At 61.3% G+C, this 20,891-nt stretch carries 21 protein-coding genes and 1 other RNA gene; 9 read left to right on the top strand and 13 right to left on the bottom strand.

The annotated features are described in order from the left end of the window. Together pepP and RHP75_RS01475 are read right to left on the bottom strand one after the other, a co-directional pair. Complete coding sequence (gene pepP / locus RHP75_RS01480; RefSeq protein ID WP_311090154.1) at positions 1–1,335, bottom strand: Xaa-Pro aminopeptidase; 1,335 nt, start codon at positions 1,333–1,335, stop codon at positions 1–3. 33 nt (positions 1,336–1,368) lie between these two features. Then, positions 1,369–1,923 (bottom strand): YecA family protein, encoded by a 555-nt coding sequence (locus RHP75_RS01475; protein ID WP_311090153.1) that lies wholly within the window; start codon positions 1,921–1,923, stop codon positions 1,369–1,371. A gap of 280 nt (positions 1,924–2,203) precedes the next feature. Between RHP75_RS01475 and RHP75_RS01470 the strand changes: the two genes are divergently transcribed. From RHP75_RS01470 to RHP75_RS01455, 4 genes are all read left to right on the top strand, one after another. Next, positions 2,204–2,410: a TIGR02449 family protein gene (locus tag RHP75_RS01470; protein WP_090254694.1), complete on the top strand. Its 207-nt coding sequence runs from the start codon at positions 2,204–2,206 to the stop codon at positions 2,408–2,410. Continuing rightward, positions 2,410–2,715 carry a cell division protein ZapA gene (locus RHP75_RS01465; protein WP_311090152.1) on the top strand — a complete coding sequence of 102 codons (306 nt, stop codon included), beginning with the start codon at positions 2,410–2,412 and terminating at the stop codon, positions 2,713–2,715. Before RHP75_RS01470 ends, RHP75_RS01465 begins: the two co-directional genes overlap by 1 nt. A gap of 42 nt (positions 2,716–2,757) precedes the next feature. Then, a non-coding RNA gene (gene ssrS, locus RHP75_RS01460) (6S RNA) lies at positions 2,758–2,936 on the top strand. Between the two features lie 49 nt (positions 2,937–2,985). Next, complete coding sequence (locus RHP75_RS01455) at positions 2,986–3,582, top strand: 5-formyltetrahydrofolate cyclo-ligase (protein ID WP_311090151.1); 597 nt, start codon at positions 2,986–2,988, stop codon at positions 3,580–3,582. A 51-nt stretch (positions 3,583–3,633) separates the two neighbouring features. Here the strand turns inward: RHP75_RS01455 and RHP75_RS01450 are convergent, their stop codons facing one another. After that, complete coding sequence (locus RHP75_RS01450) at positions 3,634–3,768, bottom strand: hypothetical protein (protein WP_311090150.1); 135 nt, start codon at positions 3,766–3,768, stop codon at positions 3,634–3,636. A 171-nt stretch (positions 3,769–3,939) separates the two neighbouring features. Here RHP75_RS01450 and RHP75_RS01445 point away from each other — a divergent pair, with 171 nt between their 5' ends. Beyond that, positions 3,940–4,389 (top strand): EVE domain-containing protein, encoded by a 450-nt coding sequence (locus RHP75_RS01445; RefSeq protein WP_311090149.1) that lies wholly within the window; start codon positions 3,940–3,942, stop codon positions 4,387–4,389. Positions 4,390–4,417: 28 nt separating this feature from the next. Here the strand turns inward: RHP75_RS01445 and RHP75_RS01440 are convergent, their stop codons facing one another. After that, the gene (locus tag RHP75_RS01440) at positions 4,418–4,834 is read right to left on the bottom strand and encodes a flagellar basal body-associated protein FliL (protein WP_311090148.1); all 417 of its coding nucleotides are present in this window, start codon (positions 4,832–4,834) and stop codon (positions 4,418–4,420) included. Between the two features lie 158 nt (positions 4,835–4,992). Between RHP75_RS01440 and RHP75_RS01435 the strand changes: the two genes are divergently transcribed. After that, complete coding sequence (locus RHP75_RS01435; protein WP_311090147.1) at positions 4,993–5,970, top strand: NADPH:quinone oxidoreductase family protein; 978 nt, start codon at positions 4,993–4,995, stop codon at positions 5,968–5,970. Positions 5,971–6,024: 54 nt separating this feature from the next. Here RHP75_RS01435 and RHP75_RS01430 read toward each other — a convergent pair whose 3' ends face one another. From RHP75_RS01430 to trxA, 4 genes are all read right to left on the bottom strand, one after another. Further along, entirely contained in the window at positions 6,025–6,993 is a 969-nt protein-coding gene (locus RHP75_RS01430; protein WP_311090146.1) for a CDP-6-deoxy-delta-3,4-glucoseen reductase, read from the bottom strand. Continuing rightward, a complete protein-coding gene (gene ubiD, locus RHP75_RS01425) occupies positions 6,993–8,459 on the bottom strand; it encodes a 4-hydroxy-3-polyprenylbenzoate decarboxylase (protein ID WP_311090145.1) in 1,467 nt (488 codons plus the stop codon). The genes RHP75_RS01430 and ubiD overlap by 1 nt, the downstream gene beginning before the upstream one ends. 135 nt (positions 8,460–8,594) lie before the next feature. Further along, positions 8,595–9,854 (bottom strand): transcription termination factor Rho, encoded by a 1,260-nt coding sequence (gene rho / locus RHP75_RS01420; RefSeq protein WP_160014921.1) that lies wholly within the window; start codon positions 9,852–9,854, stop codon positions 8,595–8,597. A 256-nt stretch (positions 9,855–10,110) separates the two neighbouring features. Then, entirely contained in the window at positions 10,111–10,437 is a 327-nt protein-coding gene (gene trxA, locus RHP75_RS01415) for a thioredoxin TrxA (protein WP_090241426.1), read from the bottom strand. A gap of 279 nt (positions 10,438–10,716) precedes the next feature. On the opposite strand from trxA, the gene ppx reads away from it, so the two are divergent. Then, the gene (gene ppx, locus RHP75_RS01410) at positions 10,717–12,219 is read left to right on the top strand and encodes an exopolyphosphatase (RefSeq protein ID WP_311090144.1); all 1,503 of its coding nucleotides are present in this window, start codon (positions 10,717–10,719) and stop codon (positions 12,217–12,219) included. Positions 12,220–12,280: 61 nt separating this feature from the next. Here the strand turns inward: ppx and ppk1 are convergent, their stop codons facing one another. The 3 genes from ppk1 to RHP75_RS01395 all read right to left on the bottom strand — a co-directional run bounded on the left by ppk1 (position 12,281) and on the right by RHP75_RS01395 (position 16,996). Further along, the gene (ppk1, locus tag RHP75_RS01405; RefSeq protein WP_311090143.1) at positions 12,281–14,485 is read right to left on the bottom strand and encodes a polyphosphate kinase 1; all 2,205 of its coding nucleotides are present in this window, start codon (positions 14,483–14,485) and stop codon (positions 12,281–12,283) included. An 18-nt stretch (positions 14,486–14,503) separates the two neighbouring features. Continuing rightward, a complete protein-coding gene (gene hemB / locus RHP75_RS01400; protein ID WP_160086719.1) occupies positions 14,504–15,517 on the bottom strand; it encodes a porphobilinogen synthase in 1,014 nt (337 codons plus the stop codon). A 243-nt stretch (positions 15,518–15,760) separates the two neighbouring features. Further along, positions 15,761–16,996 carry a sterol desaturase family protein gene (locus RHP75_RS01395; protein WP_311090142.1) on the bottom strand — a complete coding sequence of 412 codons (1,236 nt, stop codon included), beginning with the start codon at positions 16,994–16,996 and terminating at the stop codon, positions 15,761–15,763. A 192-nt stretch (positions 16,997–17,188) separates the two neighbouring features. On the opposite strand from RHP75_RS01395, the gene elbB reads away from it, so the two are divergent. Further along, positions 17,189–17,851 (top strand): isoprenoid biosynthesis glyoxalase ElbB, encoded by a 663-nt coding sequence (gene elbB / locus RHP75_RS01390; RefSeq protein WP_311090141.1) that lies wholly within the window; start codon positions 17,189–17,191, stop codon positions 17,849–17,851. Positions 17,852–17,987: 136 nt separating this feature from the next. Next, entirely contained in the window at positions 17,988–18,458 is a 471-nt protein-coding gene (locus RHP75_RS01385) for a thioesterase family protein (protein ID WP_311090140.1), read from the top strand. A 4-nt stretch (positions 18,459–18,462) separates the two neighbouring features. On the opposite strand, the gene RHP75_RS01380 is transcribed toward RHP75_RS01385, so the two are convergent. Further along, positions 18,463–18,915, bottom strand: a complete 453-nt coding sequence (locus tag RHP75_RS01380) for a YaiI/YqxD family protein (protein ID WP_311090139.1) — start codon at positions 18,913–18,915, stop codon at positions 18,463–18,465. 63 nt (positions 18,916–18,978) lie between these two features. Continuing rightward, entirely contained in the window at positions 18,979–20,871 is a 1,893-nt protein-coding gene (locus RHP75_RS01375; protein WP_311090138.1) for an FTR1 family protein, read from the bottom strand. Positions 20,872–20,891: the final 20 nt, after the last annotated feature.

The following is a 20,891-nucleotide window of genomic DNA, read 5'->3' as shown; positions in this document are numbered from 1 at the left end:
CTAGGCCGCCACGCTGCGGGCGGCAGCCATCAGCGCTTCGATCTCGGCGACGGTTTTCGGCACGCCGCCAGTGAGAATCTCGCAGCCGGTCTTGGTCACCACCACGTCGTCTTCGATGCGCACACCAATGCCGCGCCACTTCTTCGCCACGTCCTGATTGTCCACGGCGATATAGATGCCGGGCTCAACGGTCATGGCCATGCCGACTTCCAGCTCGCGCCATTCGCCGCCAACCTTGTACTCGCCGACGTCGTGCACATCCATGCCCAGCCAGTGACCGGCGCGGTGCATGTAAAAAGGTTTGTAGGCTTCAGCGGCAATCAGCTCATCAACATCGCCGCTGAGCAGCCCCAGCTCTACCAGCCCGGCAGTGATGACCTGCACAGTGGCCTCATGAGCCTGGTTCCAGTGTTTACCGGGGGCGATTTCCTTGAACGCGGCTTCCTGCGCCGCCAGCACCAGCTCGTAGATCGCCTTCTGTTCCGGCGAGAAGGTGCCACTGACCGGAAAGGTGCGGGTGATATCGCTGGCGTAGCAGTCGATCTCGCAACCGGCATCGATCAGCACCAGATCACCTTCTTTCAGCGGCGCATCATTCTCACGGTAATGCAGGATGCAGGCGTTCTTGCCGGCCGCGACGATGCTGCCATAGGCCGGCATCTTTGCCCCGCCCTTGCGGAACTCGTAATCCAGCTCGGCTTCCAGGTGATACTCGAACAAGCCGGCACGACTGGCCTGCATGGCCCGCACATGCGCGCGCGCGCTGATCTCCGCCGCCTCTTTCATCACCTTGACCTCAGCCGCCGACTTGTACAGGCGCAGGTCATGCAGCAGGTGCTCAAGGGTGATGAACTCGTTCGGCGGCGTCGCGCCCTGACGCGCCTTGGAACGGATCACGTTGATCCACTCCATCAGCTGGCGGTCGAACTCATGGTTGGTGCCCATGGAGGAATAGACCCGATCACGGCCCTCGATCAGCCCCGGCAGGATGTCGTCGATGTCACCAATCGGGAACGCGTCATCCGCGCCATACTGGCTGATTGCGCCATCCTGGCCAGCACGCAGGCCGTCCCACAGTTCGCGTAGCGGGTCACGCTCGCGGCAGAACAGTACGTACTCACCATGCTCGCGCCCGGGAATCAGCGCGATTACCGCCTCCGGCTCGGGAAAGCCGGAGAGGTACTGAAAGTCACTGTCCTGGCGGTAGATATGCTCAACATCGCGGTTGCGGATATACACCGGCGCAGCCGGCAAAATCGCGATGCTGTTGGGTTCCATCTGCGCCATCAGCGCCTTGCGCCGACGGGCGTATTCCGACTTGGGGATGCTGATCATGGGCAGATTGAGTCCACTTCTATTGCATGAAAATCAATGCAGCGACGGCTTCGCCGCGGCAACCACTGGCTTGGCGCACTCGCTGAACAGCAGCAGCGGCGCAACGCGCAGATACTCCATCACTTCCATGTAATCGTTTTCGCCATCATCGGACTCGTCCAGGGCGTTCTGCACCTGGGAAATCGCCGAGAGGTCCTGCAGCACTTCCATGGCTTCGGAGCTCAGGGCGCTGTCACGGGCAGTCAGACCGAAGCCGCCGAGGAAGCCCTGACACCATTGTCCCAGAGCCACGGCACGCTCGCTAAGCGGCGCATCGTCGCTGGGCAGCAACAGCACCACGGTGACGTCATTGCTGGACAGCTCGTTCTTGACCATTTCCTGCAGGCCGATCAGCGCCTGGCGCACGGTGTCTTCCGGTGCCGCGCCGAGCAGCTCGGCGGCATCCACCAGCCAGGAATCGATTTCAAAGCCCGCACCAGCACAGCTGCGACCGAGCAACAGACCATGCAACTCGGCAGGGGAAATGGTGTGGCCGCTACTGGCGAGCAGGGCGGCAAACGCGGAGTACGGAGAATTTGAAGTTGGCATAGATAACTAGGCGCAAAGCTGCGCGATCACTAGAATGGAGGCCTTGTATCCTAGCACCGGCAGGCGTGCCAAGACTATGCAAGCGGCTCGACGGAGCCCGCTCAGCCAGCGCAAAAATTGCCGCATCGTGATCCATGGGTAAATTGCATCAATCTCTGGCGCACTGAACTGCCTCACACTGGCAAACAACTGTGCCGCGCACCGCTTGGTACTGTCGAAGACGCCGCAAAGACGCTATTTTTCACCTGCCAGCCCACTCACCTAGTACGAGTAGAGAACCATGGAAGACGTCGACCTGCAGGCTCTTACGACCAAGCTGGACTTGCTGATCCAGCGGGTCGAACAGCTCAAGGCGCAAAACCGACAGCTTCTGACAAGCGAAAAGGCCTGGCGCGAAGAACGTGCCCATCTAATCGAAAAGAACGAAATGGCCCGGCACAAGGTCGAATCCATGATTTCGCGCCTCAAAGCCCTGGAGCAGGATTAATGACCCAGTCGAATACCTTGACCGTCCAGATTCTGGACAAAGAATATTGCATCGCCTGTCCGAGCGATGAACGCAGCAACCTGGAAAGCGCCGCGCGCTATCTGGATGGCAAGATGCGGGAGATCCGCTCAAGCGGCAAAGTGATCGGTGCCGACCGCGTTGCGGTGATGGCTGCCCTGAACATCACCCACGACCTGCTACACAAACAGCAACACCTTGATCAACAGGCCGGCGCCAACCGTGATCAGGTGCGTAGCCTGCTCAATCGGGTCGACAGCGCTCTGGCTCGGGATGCCGATGAGTAAGGCAGCTGATTGCGTGCCGACGCTTTCGGGTATACTGGCCGCCGCTCCCTGGAGTGTGCGCCAGTTGGTGATGTCCCTGAGCCGATTCGCACAACCCCGGAGGTTGCACGTTGAAGCCGGTGTGCATGTCCGCTTGACGGAAAGCCTTAACGCCTCCTGCAACCTCCACCTTGAACTTTCGGGTTCAAGGGCTAAGCCGACAGCGGCACGTCGGGGAGTCACCTTTTTCAGCCGATTGCCTCTCTGCGGCAATCGCTACCGCAACAGCCCATGCTCGACACCTCAGCACTAAGCCGCGCGCAGTTACGCCGCCATCTGCGCGTACAGCGTCGCGCGCTCAGCCGCCACGCCCAGCGCCAAGCTGCCCAAGGCCTGTATAAACAGCTGGCGCAGCACCCGCTGTTTCGCCGCGCGCGACACATTGCCCTGTACCTGCCCAATGATGGCGAGATCGACCCGCGTCCCCTGTTGCGTGCCGCACAGCAACGCGGCAAGTCGACCTATTTGCCAGTGCTCAGCCCCTGGCCGCGCAGCAAGATGGTGTTTCAACGCATCCGACCTGGCGAACACTTGCAGAAAAACCGCTTCGGCATTGACGAGCCTCGGCGCAACTGCAAACAGCAACGCAAGGTCTGGACTCTGGATCTGGTATTGCTGCCGCTGGTCGGTTTCGACCGCCACGGCGCGCGCCTGGGTATGGGCGGCGGGTTCTATGACCGCAGCCTGGCGTATCTCGCACTGCGCAAAAATTGGCACAAACCGACATTATTGGGCTTGGCACATGAGTGTCAGCAGGTAGATCGACTGACCATGGCCAGTTGGGATGTGCCACTGCAAGGCACAGTGACGGACAAGGCGTGGTATTGAATCAAGCCGTTAGTAAAGGCTGTACCGCACTCCCTGCGGTACGTACCAGAATCAACCCGCCGCTTGCGACTGAGTGACCGGCGTATCAGCCTGGCGATCCCACAAACTCTGGGTATAACCGGTAGTAACCACACCCAGGCTGAACAGTATTACCAAAATCAACAACATATCTGGTTTACGTTTCATCGAATGCCTCCCCCTTAAAGGCATAGCGCACGCTGTATTCGCGGCGATTATTTTTATAGGTCCAACAGCGGCTGCCATCCACACGCGCCGGGCGCAACACTGCAACACGCCGGGCACCACCAGGCAAACAGCACCTGCCCGCTAACGGACTGAATCACAGGAGCAAAGTTCATGCCTTATTGGCTGATGAAGTCAGAACCCGACGAACTCTCGATTCACGATCTGCAGCGCCTGGAGCAGACACGCTGGGATGGTGTGCGCAATTACCAGGCGCGCAACTTCCTGCGCAGCATGCAGCCAGGGGATTTGTTCTTCTTTTACCACTCCAGTTGCCCGGAGCCGGGCATTGCCGGAATCGCCCGTATCGCCTCGGCGCACTACCCCGATCCCACTGCGCTAGAGCCTGCTAGCCATTACTTCGACGCCAAGGCCAGCGACGCCAAGAACCCCTGGAGCGCGGTCGATGTGGCGTTTGTCGAAGCGTTCAAGCGGGTGATCCCGCTGGCGCAGCTGAAAACGCAGAGCGCGCTGCTGGCGTTGCCGCTGGTGCAGAAGGGCAGCCGCCTTTCGGTGATGCCCGTCAGCGCCGAGGAGTGGGCAGCCGTACTGGCGCTGCGCTGAAATAGCGCAGCGCCTGCCCCATGCGGGATTATTGAATAATCAGGTTATTGAATAGCAGGTCTTCCACCAGCGGCTTGCCTTCTTCCTGGGTGAGCACTTCCTGCACCTGCTTGAGCGCCTCGGCACGCAAGGTTTCGCGAGCGCCTGGGGCCGACATGGCCTCCTCGGTCTGCTGGGAAAACAGCATAACCAGTTGATTGCGGATCAGCGGATCATGGTGCTTGACCTTGGCCTCGACATCCGCGCCAGTTACCCGCAGGGAAATATCGGCCTTGAAGAACTTGAGCTTCGGCCCCTCACCAAAATTCCCCACCAACGCAGGAAACAGAGAGACATAAGCCACCACCGGAGCGGCCCCTTCCCCCTCCTTAGCCTCTTTATCTTCCGAGGCGTACGCCGCCAAGGGCAGGGACAGAACCAACAACAATGCGATCCAGGCTTTCACAGGCGGTATTCCTCAAGAGTTCAGCCCCTAGCATAGCCACTGTCAGGCGGCGGCCCAAGCCCCAAGCTTATGCATAGCTATCAGGCACAGGCATGCTCGTTGACCGGACACCGCCCGCACCTACACTGCATGGCCATCAACCGCAGAGGAAAAGCCCGATGAAAGCCGTGCTGTGCAAAGCCTTCGGCCCCGCCGAAACCCTGGTACTGGAAGAAATCGCCAGCCCCGAAGCGAAGAAGAATGAAGTACTGCTGCAGGTGCATGCGGCCGGGGTCAATTTCCCCGATACCCTGATCATCGAAGGCAAATACCAGTTCAAGCCGCCCTTCCCCTTCTCTCCGGGTGGCGAAGCCGCTGGCGTAGTCACGGTCGTTGGTGAAAAAGTCAGCCATCTGAAAGTCGGCGACCGGGTGATGGCACTCACAGGCTGGGGCAGCTTTGCCGAAGAAGTGGCAGTGCCTGGCTACAACGTCATGCCAATCCCGGCGAGCATGGATTTCCCCAGCGCGGCCGCCTTCGGCATGACCTACGGCACCTCGATGCACGCCCTCAAGCAGCGCGCCAACCTGCAACCAGGTGAAACCCTGCTGGTACTCGGCGCCTCCGGTGGCGTTGGCCTGGCGGCGGTGGAAATCGGCAAGGCCATGGGCGCCAAGGTGATTGCAGCTGCCAGCAGCGCGGAAAAACTCGAAGTGGCCAAAGCTGCCGGGGCGGATGAACTAATCAACTACAGCGAAAGCAACCTGAAGGACGAAGTGAAGCGCCTGACCGGCGGCCAGGGTGCAGACGTGATCTATGACCCGGTGGGTGGCGATCTGTTCGATGCCGCAATCCGCTCCATCGCCTGGAACGGCCGCCTGCTGGTCGTGGGTTTTGCCAGTGGGCGCATCCCCGAACTGCCGGTCAACCTCACCCTGCTCAAGGGCGCGGCCGTGGTCGGGGTGTTCTGGGGCTCCTTCGCCCAGCGCCAGCCGCAGGACAACGCCGCCAACTTCCAGCAACTGTTCGCCTGGCACGCCGAAGGCAAGCTCAAGCCGCTGGTATCGCAGACCTTCCCTCTGGCCCAGGCAGCAGAGGCAATCAACACCCTCGGCCAGCGCAAGGCTGTTGGTAAAGTTGTCGTCAGCGTGCGCTAAACCCAACGCGTAGCAAAAGGCCGCCCATCAGGCGGCCTTTTTTATGCGCAGGCTTCAGCCGCGCGGCGCGTAGGCGAAGACATCGGCGCGCATCTGGTGGGCGTCCATCCCGGCGTCCACCAGCGCATCCAGGGTGGCGTAGACCATCGCCGGCGAACCACTGGCGTAGACATGCAGCGCCTTGAGGTCAGGAAAGTCTTCGCGCACCGCTTCGTGCAGCAGGCCGCAACGGCCCTGCCAGCCGCACTGGTCGCTGACCACCTGATGCAGAAACAGGTTGGGCACCTGCTGCCACTGCGCCCAATGCTCCAGCTCGTAGAAGTCCTCCGGGCGACGTGCGCCCCAGTACAGGTGCACCGGGTGGGCAAAACCGGCAGCGCGGCAATGTTCGATCAGGCTGTGCATTTGCGCCATGCCGGTACCCGCTGCAATCAGCACCAGCGGCCCATCCGGCAACTCGGCCAGGTGAGTATCACCGAACGGCATTTTCACTCGCACCAGGCCGCTGCGGCGCAGCTGGGTAATCAGCGCAACTGTGGCCTCATCGCGAGCCAGCACATGCAGCTCCAACTCGCGCCCACGATGCGGCGCCGAGGCCAGGGAGAACGCCGCGTAATCGTCACCATCGCGCTGCAGCAGCAGGTATTGCCCGGCGTGGTAGCGCGGCGCCTTGCCAGCCGGTGCCTGCAGGCGCAGACGGAACACATCGCCGCCCTGCTCGTCACAGCTGACCACCTGACAGGCCAGCTCGCGTACCGGCAACTCGCCCGGCGCCAGCACGCCATCCCAATGCAGCACACAGTCCTGCAGCGGCTCGGCCAGGCAGGTGAACAGCTCGCCCTGGCTCAGTTCGACCCCACCCTGCTGCACGCGCCCTTCAACCAGCAGCGCCGCGCAGATATGGCAGTTGCCATTGCGACAGCTCTGCGGGCAGTCATAACCCAGACGTCGTGCGGCATCGAGAATGCGTTCGTGCGGCTGTACGTCCAGTACCGCGCCTGAAGGGTTCAGGGTGACTTTCATCAATCAATTCCCAACTCAGACCACAGCGCATCGACGCGCTGCTTGACCGCCTCATTCTGAACGATAGCCCGGCCCCACTCACGCGTGGTCTCGCCGGGCCACTTATGGGTGGCGTCCAGGCCCATCTTCGAACCGAGGCCTGAGATCGGCGAGGCGAAGTCGAGGTAATCGATCGGCGTGTTATCGATCATCACTGTGTCGCGCTTGGGGTCCATGCGCGTGGTAATTGCCCAGATCACGTCGTTCCAGTCCCGCGCGTTGATATCGTCGTCGGTGACGATAACGAACTTGGTGTACATGAACTGTCGCAGGAACGACCACACACCGAGCATTACGCGCTTGGCGTGACCGGGGTATTGCTTCTTGATGGTCACCACCGCCATGCGATACGAGCAACCTTCCGGCGGCAGGTAGAAGTCGATGATCTCGGGAAACTGCTTCTGCAGGATCGGTACGAACACTTCGTTGAGTGCCACGCCGAGAATCGCCGGCTCATCCGGCGGACGACCGGTGTAGGTGCTGTGGTAGATCGGCTTTTGCCGACGGGTAATGCGTTCGACGGTAAACACCGGGAAGGTATCGACCTCGTTGTAATAACCGGTGTGATCACCGTACGGCCCTTCTGGCGCCGTCTCGCCTGGATGAATCACGCCTTCGAGGACGATTTCAGCGCTGGCCGGCACCTGCAGATCGCTGCCACGCGCCTTGACCAATTCGGTGCGGTGGCCGCGTAGCAAACCGGCGAACGCGTATTCGGACAAGGTATCGGGCACCGGAGTGACCGCACCGAGAATGGTCGCCGGATCGGCACCCAGGGCCACACACACCGGGTAGGGGCGATCCGGGTACTTCTGGCACCACTCGCGGTAGTCCAGCGCGCCGCCACGGTGGCTCAGCCAGCGCATGATCACCTTGTTGCGGCCAATCACCTGCTGGCGATAGATACCGAGGTTTTGCCGTTCCTTGTTCGGGCCCTTGGTGATGGTCAGGCCCCAGGTAATCAGCGGGCCGACATCGCCGGGCCAGCAGGTCTGCACGGGCAGTTTGCCGAGGTCGACGTCATCGCCCTCTTCGATCACTTCCTGGCACGGCGCATCCTTCAGCACCTTGGGCGCCATGCTCAGCACCTTCTTGTAGATCGGCAGTTTGTTCCAGGCGTCCTTGAGGCCTTTAGGTGGCTCGGGCTCCTTGAGAAAGGCCAGCAGCTTACCGATTTCACGCAGCTCGCTGACCTCTTCCGCGCCCATGCCCAAGGCCACGCGCTTGGGCGTGCCGAACAGGTTGCCGAGCACCGGCACATCGAAGCCTGTGGGGTTTTCGAACAGCAGCGCCGGCCCGCCTTTACGCAGGGTGCGGTCGCAGATTTCGGTCATTTCCAGCACAGGGGAAACCGGCGTTTGGATGCGCTTGAGTTCGCCGCGCGTCTCCAGACCGCGAATAAAATCGCGCAGGTCACGATACTGCATGCAGATGCCTCGTTTCGGGCCGAGCAATAGGGGCGCAAAGTTTAGCGCCGAACTGGGTCTTTCAGAAGGGAAAGCCAGCCTTCAGACACACAAAAGCCGGGCTTACCCGGCTTTTGTCATAAAGCGAAGAACGCCTTACTTACGCTTCATCGACTGGAAGAACTCTTCGTTCGTCTTGGTCGCTTTCAGCTTGTCGGTGAGGAACTCGATGGCGGCAATCTCATCCATCGGGTGCAGCAGCTTGCGCAGAATCCACATGCGCTGCAGTTCGTCATCAGCGGTCAGCAGTTCTTCGCGGCGAGTACCGGCGCGGTTGATGTTGATCGCAGGGAATACACGCTTCTCGGCGATACGACGGTCCAGCGGCAGCTCCATGTTGCCGGTACCTTTGAACTCTTCGTAGATCACTTCATCCATCTTCGAGCCGGTTTCCACCAGCGCGGTGGCGATGATGGTCAGCGAACCGCCTTCTTCGATGTTCCGCGCGGCGCCGAAGAAGCGTTTCGGCTTCTCCAGGGCGTGGGCGTCAACACCACCGGTGAGCACCTTGCCGGAGCTCGGGATCACGGTGTTGTAGGCGCGCGCCAGACGAGTGATGGAATCGAGCAGGATGACCACATCCTTCTTGTGCTCAACCAGGCGCTTGGCCTTCTCGATGACCATTTCGGCAACCTGCACGTGGCGGGTCGGCGGCTCATCGAAGGTCGAGGCGACCACTTCACCGCGCACGGTGCGCTGCATCTCGGTCACTTCTTCCGGGCGCTCGTCGATCAGCAGAACGATCAGGTGGCACTCGGGATTGTTGCGCGCGATGTTCGCCGCGATGTTCTGCAGCATGATGGTCTTACCGGCTTTCGGCGGTGCGACGATCAGGCCGCGCTGACCTTTGCCGATCGGGGCGCAGAGGTCGATCACCCGGCCAGTGATGTCCTCGGTGGAGCCGTTACCGGCCTCCATCACCAGACGCTTGTTGGGGAACAACGGCGTCAGGTTTTCGAACAGGATCTTGTTCTTGGCGTTTTCCGGGCGGTCGTAGTTGATCGTGTCAACCTTGAGCAGCGCGAAGTAACGCTCGCCTTCTTTCGGCGGGCGAATCTTGCCGACGATGGTATCGCCAGTACGCAAGTTGAAGCGGCGGATCTGGCTCGGCGAGACGTAGATGTCATCGGGGCCAGCGAGGTACGAGGCATCCGCAGAGCGGAGAAAGCCGAAACCGTCCTGGAGAATCTCCAGCACGCCATCACCGGAGATTTCCTCACCGCTTTTAGCGTGTTTTTTCAACAGGGAGAAAATCACGTCCTGCTTGCGCGAACGGGCCATGTTTTCCAGGCCCTGTTGTTCAGCGAGTTCCAGCAGTTCGGTAATCGGCTTTTGCTTGAGTTCGGTCAGATTCATAGGAATGACGTAATCATGAAGGAGGGGAATAAGCTATTTAGCTTGGGAGGCCGCGCCGCTGGGAGGCGACTTGATCGCCTGCTTGTATATCGAAAGATTCGAATAGGAATGCGTCGGCGACGGCTTGCAGGGGGCTGCATAGGAAATGCAGCGAGGCCGAATGTAACACCGGCTTTATTCATACGTCCAGCGCCCAGACAGAAAAAAGCCCCGCAATGTGCAGGGCTTTCAGGGCTTGTTGCCAGCTCAGCGCAACTTAGATGTTGCTGTCGAGGAACGCAGCCAGCTGCGACTTGGACAGTGCGCCCACTTTGGTGGCCTCAACATTGCCGTTCTTGAACAGCATCAGGGTCGGGATACCACGCACGCCGAACTTCGGCGGAGTGTCCTGATTTTCATCGATGTTCAGCTTGCAGACTTTCAGTTTGCCCTGATAGGTCTGAGCGATCTCATCGAGCACCGGGGCGATCATTTTGCACGGGCCGCACCACTCAGCCCAGTAGTCGACCAGCACCGGCCCTTCGGCCTGGAGAACATCCTGGTCGAAACTGGCATCGCTGACATTGGTGATGAATTCGCTCATGGAAAGTCTCCGAGTTCGTAAGCAAAAGATGGGCGACATCATAGCCCGGCTTTTCCCACACAGGAAGGCGGTGGCAATTGAGCTTCTCTATGGCCTGACCACAAGCCAGCCACGCAACTGCCTGCGTCAAAATTTATTCAGACAGCCGGCAACCCCTGGCCAGCCGCCGTGCGAGCCATAGCGCAGCCGGTTTGGCCTGTACCTGCGACATCAGTATGCGTTGGCGGGGCCAGCCTATCGTGGCACGATGGCGCGGTTCCGCATTGAGATGGTTCTGCCATGCCGTATACCCCTGCCGAGTCTTTTCCTTTGATTGCAGCTATCGACCTGGGCTCCAACAGCTTCCATATGGTGCTGGCCAAAGCCGATCACGGCGAGATCCGCATCCTCGAACGCCTCGGCGACAAGGTGCAGCTGGCCGCCGGTATCGACGAGCAACGCCTGCTCAGCGAAGAAGCCATGCAGCGCGGGCTCGATTGCTTGCGCCGCTTTGCCCAGCTGACCGCCAGCCTTCCAGAAGGTGCGGTACGCGTGGTGGGCACCAACGCCCTGCGTGAGGCGCGTAACCGTGGCGAATTTATCCGCCGCGCCGAGGAAATTCTCGGCCACCCGGTTGAAGTCATCTCCGGGCGTGAAGAAGCACGCCTGATCTACCTCGGCGTGTCACACAGCATCGCCGACACCCCTGGTAAGCGCCTGGTTGCCGACATTGGCGGCGGTAGCACCGAGTTCATCATCGGCCAGCGCTTCGAGCCACTGCTGCGCGAAAGCCTGCAGATGGGCTGCGTGAGCTTCACTCAGCGTTTCTTCAAGGACGGCAAGATCACCCCGGCACGTTACGCCCAGGCCTACACCGCGGCGCGGCTGGAGATCATGGGCATTGAGCACGCTCTGCGCCGACTGGGCTGGGAAGATGCGGTGGGGGCATCCGGCACCATCAAGGCCATCGGCCTGACCATTCAAGCGGCGGGCCTTGGCGCAGGCGAAGTTAACGCTCAGGGCCTGGCTTGGCTGAAACGCAAAGTATTCAAGGCCGGTGAGGTGGAAAAACTCGACCTCGATGGCATCAAACCAGATCGCCGAAGCATCTTCCCGGCGGGCCTGGCGATTCTCGAAGCGATCTTCGATGCCTGTGATATCCAGCGCATGAGCCATTCCGAAGGCGCGCTGCGTGAAGGTGTGCTGTACGACCTGCTGGGCCGCCATCAGCATGAAGACGTGCGTGAACGCACGCTGAGCTCGCTGATGGAGCGCTATCACGTCGACCTGGAACAAGCGGCACGAGTCGAAAGCAAAGCACTCTCGGCACTGGATAAGGTCGCTCAGGATTGGCAGCTGGAAGACGACTGGCACCGCGAGTTGCTCAGCTGGGCGGCCAAGGTGCATGAAGTCGGCCTGGACATTGCCCACTACCAGTACCACAAGCACGGCGCTTACCTGGTCGAGCACTCGGACCTGTCCGGCTTCTCGCGACAGGATCAGCAGATGCTCGCTCTACTGGTGCGCGGCCATCGACGCAATATCCCCAAGGACAAGTTTGCCGAGTTCGGCGCCGAAGGCATCAAGCTGATCCGCCTGTGCGTGCTGCTGCGCTTTGCCATCCTGTTCCACCACATCCGTGGTACTCAGGAAATGCCCAACGTGCAGCTCAAAGCGGCCGAACAGGGTCTGGAGATTCAGTTCCCTGAAGGCTGGCTGGAGAGCAACCCGCTGACCCAGGCAGATTTCACCCAGGAAGCGGAGTGGCTCAAGCGCATCGGGATTGAACTGAGCGTGAGCTGATGCTCACGCCCCTCCCCAATATTGGGGAGGGGGCAATGCAGAGAGATGCCAGCAGCCTTGCTTAGCGGGCACTGATCAGCGGAGCAGTCAGCTTCTCCAGCAGGCCAGCCTGCGCACTGCGCGGGTTCTGGTTGCCGCTAGGGCTGGTACGCAGGTAGCGCCCATCGGATTGCAGCACCCAAGCCTGAGTGTTGTCGGTCAGGTAGCTTTCCAGCTCCTTCTTCACCCGCAGAATCAGCTTCTTGCCTTCCACCGGGAAGCAGGTCTCGACCCGCTTGTCGAGATTGCGCTCCATCCAGTCGGCACTCGACAGGTAGATCTTCTCTTCGCCGCCATTGGAGAAATAGAACACCCGTGTGTGCTCCAGGAAGCGGCCAATGATCGAGCGCACCTGAATGTTGTGCGAAACTCCGACAATCCCTGGACGCAGGCAGCACATGCCGCGCACCACCAGGTCGATTTTCACCCCGGTCTGGCTGGCCTTGTACAGCGCGCGGATGATCTTCGGATCGGTCAGCGAGTTGAACTTGGCAATGATATGCGCCGGCTTACCCTCGGCCGCCAACGCGGTTTCGCGGGCGATCATGTCGAGCAAGGTCTTTTTCAGGGTGAACGGCGCGTGCAGCAGCTTCTTCATGCGCAGGGTCTTGCCCATGCCAATCAGCTGACTGAACAGCTTGGACACGTCTTCACACAGCGCCACATCAGCGGTGAGCAGGCTGTAGTCGGTGTACAGCTTGGCGTTACCGGCGTGGTAGTTGCCAGTGCCCAGGTGGGCGTAGCGAACAATTTCGCCGTTCTCGCGGCGCAGAATCAGCATCATCTTGGCGTGGGTTTTAAAGCCCACCACACCGTAGATCACCACCGCACCAGCAGCCTGCAGGCGACTGGCCAGTTGCAGGTTGGACTCTTCATCAAAGCGCGCGCGCAACTCGATCACCGCGGTGACTTCCTTGCCGTTGCGCGCGGCCTCCACCAGCGCATCGACGATCTCCGAGTTGGCCCCGGAGCGGTACAGCGTCTGCTTGATGGCCAGTACGTGCGGGTCTTTCGCCGCCTGACGCAGCAGGTCGACCACTGGGGTGAACGACTCGAAGGGGTGCAGCAGGAGGATGTCCTGCTTGCTGACCACACTGAAAATGTTCTCGGCGTTCTGCAACAGCTTGGGGATCACCGGGGTAAACGGCGTGTATTGCAGCTCCGGGTGGCTTTCCAGACCGGTGATGCTGAACAGGCGAGTCAGGTTGACCGGACCATTGACCCGGTACAACTCGGCCTCGGTCAGGCTGAACTGCTTGAGCAGGTAATCGAGCAGCGGGCGTGGGCAGGTGTCGACCACTTCCAGGCGCACCGCATCACCATAACGACGGCTGAACAGCTCGCCACGCAGGGCGCGGGCCAGGTCTTCGACGTCCTCGGTGTCCACCGAGAGGTCGGCGTTACGGGTCAGGCGGAACTGGTAGCAACCCTTGACCTTCATGCCCTGGAACAGGTCATCGGCGTGGGCGTGGATCATCGACGACAAGAATACGAAGTTATCGCCAGGGCCGCCGACCTCTTCCGGCACCTTGATGATGCGCGGCAGCAGACGCGGCGCCGGAATGATCGCCAGACCGGAGTCGCGGCCGAAGGCGTCGATACCTTCCAGCTCGACGATAAAGTTCAGGCTTTTGTTCACCAGCAGCGGGAACGGGTGCGTCGGGTCGAGACCGATCGGGGTGATGATCGGCGCGATCTCATCACGGAAATAGCGGCGTACCCAGGCCTTGTGCTTGGCCGTCCAGAAACGCCGGCGGATAAAGTTGACGTTGTGCTTGGCCAGCGCCGGGAACAGGGTGTCGTTAAGAATCGCATACTGGCGATCCACCTGCTCGTGCACCAGCTCGGCAATCCGCGCCAGCGCCTGATGCGGCTGCAGACCGTCGGCGCCGGCCTGTTCGCGGGCAAAGTTGATCTGCTTCTTCAGGCCGGCTACGCGGATCTCGAAGAACTCGTCGAGGTTGCTGGAGAAAATCAGCAGGAACTTCAGGCGTTCGAGCAGCGGATAGGACTCATCCAGCGCCTGTTCCAGCACGCGGATATTGAATTGCAGCTGCGACAGCTCGCGGTGGATATACAGGCTGCTGTCATCCAGGTTGTGGATCACCACAGGCGCCGGAGCGACCGGCGCTGGGGCCTCGATGACAGCGGTTTCCACGGCTACAACCTCATCGACGACCGGTTGGGCGTCTTGCAATTCAGGGGTACTGAGTCCTTCGGTGTTCATCTGGAGTTCCTGTGGGGCCTACTGCCCCTGCTTCAGCAGTTCTGCCGCGCGCACGGCGAAATAAGTCAGGATGCCATCGGCACCCGCACGTTTGAAGGCAGTCAGTGATTCGAGAATCACCGCCTCGCCCAACCAACCATTCTGGATCGCCGCCATATGCATGGCGTACTCACCACTGACCTGATAGACAAAGGTCGGCACCTTGAATTCCGCTTTGACCCGCCAGAGGATGTCCAGGTAGGGCATGCCCGGCTTGACCATGACCATGTCCGCGCCTTCGGCCAGATCGGCGGCCACTTCATGCAGCGCTTCATCGCCATTGGCCGGGTCCATCTGGTAGCTGGCCTTGTTGGCCTTACCCAGATTGGCCGCCGACCCCACCGCATCGCGGAACGGGCCGTAGTAGGCGCTGGCGTACTTGGCCGAGTAGGCCATGATGCGCACATTGCTGTGATCGGCCAGTTCCAGCGCCTCGCGGATCGCCTGCACGCGGCCATCCATCATGTCCGAGGGCGCCACCACCTGAGCACCGGCCGCGGCATGTGACAGCGCCTGCTTGACCAGCGCATCAACGGTCACGTCGTTCTGCACATAGCCGGATTCATCGAGGATGCCGTCCTGACCGTGCGTTGTGAACGGGTCCAGCGCCACGTCGCTGATCACGCCCAACTCGGGAAACTTGGCGCGCAGGGCGCGGATGGCGCGCTGGGCGATGCCGTCCGGGTTCCAGGCTTCTTCGGCGAGCAGGGATTTCTTCTCCAGCGGCGTCACCGGGAACAGCGCCAGCGCCGGAATGCCCAGTGCCACCCAGTGCTCGGCTTCCTTGAGCAGCAGGTCGATGGACAGACGCTCGACGCCGGGCATCGAGGCAATCGCTTCGCGGCGGTTTTCGCCGTCGAGGACGAACACCGGCAGAATCAGGTCATCGACACTCAGGCGGTTTTCCCGCACCAGACGCCGGGAAAAATCATCACGGCGGTTGCGACGCAGGCGAGTGGCGGGAAACAGACGATTGGCGGGGGTAAAGCTCACGGCAGGCTCCGAAGCCCGTAGCAACGGGCGAGTGTGACAGTTATAAGCGGCCATTATGACCAAAGTATGACAACGCACGACAGCGCTGCGACCGCTTGCCGCAAGCCCAGCAAGCATAGCGCCGCAACTGTGGCGAAGATATGTATCACGCGTATACACCACAGTCGTTTCCCCGACCCGGAAAGCACAACGGTGGACAGGCCTGCACCTGTCCACCGTTGTAAGGCCAGCCATGAATAAAGTTTAGGCTGGCACAGCATCCTGCCCGCGCGGGGCCCAGAACAGCGCGCCCAGACTCAGCAAGCTGTAGCCCAGCAGCAGCGCCCAGAGCAGTGGCTGCGCGGTCAACAGACCAAGCTGCAGGGCCAGCCAGACCGCCGGCAGGTTGAGCAGCAGGCGCAACATTTCCCAGCGCCTGGCCGTCGGCCGGTTTTCCAGCCAACTGCCGATGATCGTCAACCCCACGGCCATCCAGACGATGCCCAGCAGCGCCTGCGCCAGGCTCAATGTGTCACCCATGCCCAGCAGCACGGTGCCCGCCACCACATACAGGCTGAACTGCACACCGGCATAGAGTTTCTGCGCCAGGCCCAGCGGCACGTCGAATTTGACGAACTGGCTGAGGTCCGGTTTGGTTTGCGGGTACTTGGCCGCGACATCGGCCGGACGCCAGCCGGTGCGCATAAACCAGATGCGCAGCTTGTCCCACCAGGACTCGGCCCGCACCGCATCACGCCACAGCGCGACATAGAACTGCGCATTGGCCCACAGCGGGTTCCAGCTGGCCAGCGGCGTGGTCACGCCAAAGATCACCGGCTCTTCGTCCAATTCCTCCTGAAAGGTGCCGAACAACCGATCCCAGAGAATGAACACGCCGCCGTAATTGCGATCCATATACACAGCATTCTGCGCATGGTGCACACGGTGGTTGGACGGGGTGATAAAGAACCACTCGAACCAGCCCAGTTTGGGGATATGCCGGGTGTGCACCCAGAACTGATACAGCAGGTTCAATGCAGCCACGGTGAGGAATACCAGCGGCGGCACACCGATCAGCGCCATCGGCAGGTAGAAGATCCAGCCGAAGATAAACCCGGTGCTGGTCTGCCGCAGCGCGGTGGAGAGGTTGTAGTCCTCACTCTGGTGATGCACCGAATGTGCGGCCCAGAGCACATTGCGCTCATGGCCCAGACGGTGGTTCCAGTAGTAACAGAAGTCGTAGAAGACGAAGGCAAACAGCCAGACCCACAGGCTGCTGGCCGACAACTCGAACACACCGAAGTGCTGCCAGGCCAGGGTGTAGGTGAGTAACCCGATGGCCTTGGTCAGCAGGCCCACGGTAGTCGACAGCACCCCGGCGCTAAGGCTGTTGATGGCGTCGGAGAAGCGGTAGGTGCTGACTCCGCGCCAGCGGTCGAGCAGCAGCTCCAGGGCGATCAAAGCAAAGAAGAACGGTACGGCATAGAGGATGTAATTCATGGTTTCACCGGTTGCATAGAATCGCCATATCGCTGCACGAGGCTAACGGCTAGGATTGCTGAATAAATCCTAGCCCAGCGCCACATCCGCCTCGCGGCGCGCCATGCCAACCTGGGTGGCATATGGCGACATTAGGGTTCAGACGACAGAACACGGCTCAATTCGGTACAGCTGGTTATTCAGGAGAATTTGATGAACAAGAAAGTCGCGGTGATTCTTTCCGGCTGTGGCGTCTACGACGGCGCGGAAATCCATGAAAGCGTGATCACCCTGCTGCGTCTCGATCAGCGCGGCGCGCAGGTGCAGTGCTTTGCCCCCAACGTGCCGCAGCTGCACGTGGTCGATCACTACAGTGGCGACGAAATGGACGACACGCGCAACGTGCTGGTTGAATCGGCGCGCATCGCCCGCGGCAAGATCAAGGACGTCAAGGAGCTGCACGTCGGAGACTTTGATGCGCTGATCATACCCGGCGGTTTTGGCGTGGCGAAAAACCTTTCCGACTTCGCCATCAGCGGCGCCAACTGCACGGTGCAGGCCGATGTGCTGAGCGCTACCCGCGCCTTCGTCGCTGCCGGCAAGCCGGTGGGCCTAATGTGCATCGCCCCGGCGCTGGCAGCAAAAATCTTCGGCGCGGGCGTGATTTGCACCATCGGCAAGGACCATGAAACCGCCGCCACACTGGTGCAGATGGGCGCCGAGCACCATGAATGCGAAGTCAGCGAAATTGTTGAAGACGCCGAACGCAAGCTTGTGACCACCCCGGCCTATATGTCCGCCCAGTCGATCAGTGAGGCCGCCTCGGGGATCAACAAGCTGGTCGATCGGGTGCTGGAGCTCAGCCACCCGGCCTAAATCTTCGACCTGATCAGCCACCGATCAGGCCGATAGCAAGCCAATCACGCCAATGCGCGCGGTACTCCGGCCGCGCCACTGGTCAGATCCGTTGCAGTGCGGCAGGTTGAATATCCCCTCGCCCAGGCACGCCACCATGAGCAACCAACCTTTCGAGCTGACCGCCGAGCTGCAACAAGCGGTTAGCAGCTTCTTCCAACGTATTCCGTTTAATCAGATGCTCGGTATCGAGCTGGACGAGCTGAGCGCCCAGCGCGTGACCATGCACCTGCCGATGAAGCCCGAGCTGATCGGCAACTTCGTCCACGGCATTCTGCATGGTGGGGTGATTTCCTCGCTGCTGGATGTAGCCGGCGGCGCCATGGCGCTGATTGGCGCTTTCGATAAGCACCAGCATTTGTCCAGCGCCGAACGCATGGCGCGGCTGTCCAAGCTCGGCACCATCGACCTACGCATCGACTACCTGCGCCCCGGCCGTGGCCAGCGCTTTACCGCCAGCGCCGTGCTGCTGCGAACCGGCAACAAGGTGGCAGTGGTGCGCAGCGAACTGCACAGCGATGACGGCACCCTGGTCGCGGTGGGCACTGGCACTTATCTGTGCGGGTAAAAAGCTAACTACGCTGCAAACGGGTGAGGATGCGATCCAGTGAATTGGCGAACGCCTGCTTGTCGCGCTCGCCATACGGCGGCTGACCGCCACCCACCTGACCCAGTTCGCGCAGCTCGGTAAACAGGTTACGCACGGCCAGTTTGTCGCCCATGTTGCGCTCATCGAACTCGCGACCACGCGGGTCGAGGGCAGCCACGCCCTTCTTCACCAAGCGGTCGGCCAGCGGTACGTCGCTGCAGATCACCAGCTCACCCGGCACGGCATGCTCCACCAGATAGTCATCCGCCGCATCCGGGCCACTGGGCACAACGATCAACCGCACGCAGCTGTAGGCCGGTTTGATTTGCGCCTGACCCGCCACCAGAAGCACCTCGAAACGCCGCTTCAAGGCGAACTTCACCACCTGATCCTTGGCCGCCTTGGGGCAGGCATCGGCATCAATCCAGACTCGCATCACCCAGCATTCTCCAGAAGCAGCAAAGCCGGCATGGTAAGCCATGCCGACGGCAGCTGCGCTTCACGCCTGAGACAAACGGCGCCGCTCGCCCAACCAGCTACGCCCGTACAGCAGCGCAATGGCCGCCAGCGCCGTGGCCTGCGCCGCGAGGCTGTAAGCATCGTCGTGAATACCCAGCCAGTCGAACTCGAAGAACGCCACCGGCCGCGTACCGAGCACTCCAGCTTCCTGCAGCGCCGCTACACCGTGGCCGGCAAACACCACCGAAAGCACACAGAGCAGCACGGCATTGACGCCGAAGAAGGTTGCCAGCGGCAGTTTGCGTGAGCCGCGCAGGATCACCCAGGCCAACCCAAGCAGCAGCACCAGCGCCGCCGCCGCGCCAGCCAGGACCATGCCGTGGCCTTGCGGGCCGGCCTGCAGCCAGAGGGTTTCATAGAACAGGATGACCTCGAACAGCTCGCGGTACACCGAGAAGAACGCCAGCACGGCAAAGCCGAAACGCCCACCGCCACCGACCAGGCTGCTCTTGATGTAATCCTGCCAGGCCGCCGCATGCCGGCGGTCATGCATCCACACCCCGAGCCAGAGCACCATCACGCTGGCAAACAACGCCGTCACACCTTCCAACAGCTCACGCTGCGCACCGCTGACGTCGATCAGATACGCCGCCAGTGCCCAGGTGGCCACCCCGGCCAGCAGTGCCAGGCCCCAGCCGATGTGCACGCTGCGCACCGCCTGCTGCTGACCGGTGTTGCGCAGGAAAGCCAGAATCGCCGCCAACACCAGAATCGCCTCCAGCCCTTCACGCAGCAGGATCAGCAGGCTGGAGAAGAAACTCAGTGAGTCAGACAAACCATTGCTGTCGAGCAACGCGGCAGACGTCGCCAGCTCGGCCTTGGCCTGCTCCAGCCGCTGCGCCGCCAGGGGTACCGACAGGCCATCCTGCAACGCCTGGCGGTAAGCCATCAGCGCACGCTCGGTGGTCTTGCGCTGCACCGAGTCGAGGTTATCCAGAGCGCTTTCGACCAGCTCGAAGCCCTCCAGGTAAGCGCCAACGGACAGGTCATAAGCCTGCTCGTGATCGCCGGCGCGGTAGGCCGTCAGGCTCTGCTCCAGGGTCGTGCGGGTGTGTTCGATCAATTGCAGCGGGCCGCGCTGCTGCACCGGCGGCTGCGCACGCTGGGCACGGAAGCGTGCAGCCGCCTCATCGCCCTGCACGGCGGCCACTTCATCCGGGGTTGTACCGGCCAACGCTGCCATCGTGAACGGCGCGCCGGCAGCAACCGGCTCGGCACTAAAGCCGGCGATATAACTGGCCAGGTCCCAGCGCTGACGCTCATCCAGCTGATCGGCAAAAGCCGCCATGTCCGTGCCGTCGATGCCCAGGCCAATGGTATTGAACAGGTCATACAGGCTCAGACGATTGAGTCGCGCCAGGTCGCGCAGGTTGGCCGGTGGCGGCTCCAGGCCGATACCGGCCGGGCCGTCGCCGGCACCGCTGTCGCCATGGCAGACGCTGCAATGCTGGGCAAACAGCGGCGCGCCACGGCTAGGATCAGGGGTGATGGCCGGGGTCTGGCTAACGCCATAAGCGCTGGCCAGGGTCGCGGCCAACTGCCGCGCCTGCTGCGCGACCTGGCTACCCTCGACACGCTGTTCAATGCCCTGACGCAGATTAGCCACACCCTGCTCCAGTTCAGCCTGTTCGCTACGCGCTGGCAGCGCAACGATCAGCCCTTGCAGTACAGTCATAAACTCCAGCTGCTCACGGTACTCGCTGGAGTCGATCACCTGACCATTGGCCACGGTGGCCGGGTAGTCAGCGCCCAGGTAACCGAGCAGATGCAGAGCTTGCGCCGCGCCCTCGATGGGCTCGGCCATAACAGCCAGGCTGCACAGTGCCAGCACGGGCACCAGCAACCAGCTGCAGAAACGCAATACGGAAGTCATATAGGAGTTGATCCCAAATA

The organism is Pseudomonas sp. SG20056 (assembly GCF_031764535.1).
Taxonomy (GTDB): domain Bacteria; phylum Pseudomonadota; class Gammaproteobacteria; order Pseudomonadales; family Pseudomonadaceae; genus Aquipseudomonas.
Note: the sequence above shows the minus strand (reverse complement) of the source record. Positions and strands in the feature narration are given on the sequence as shown.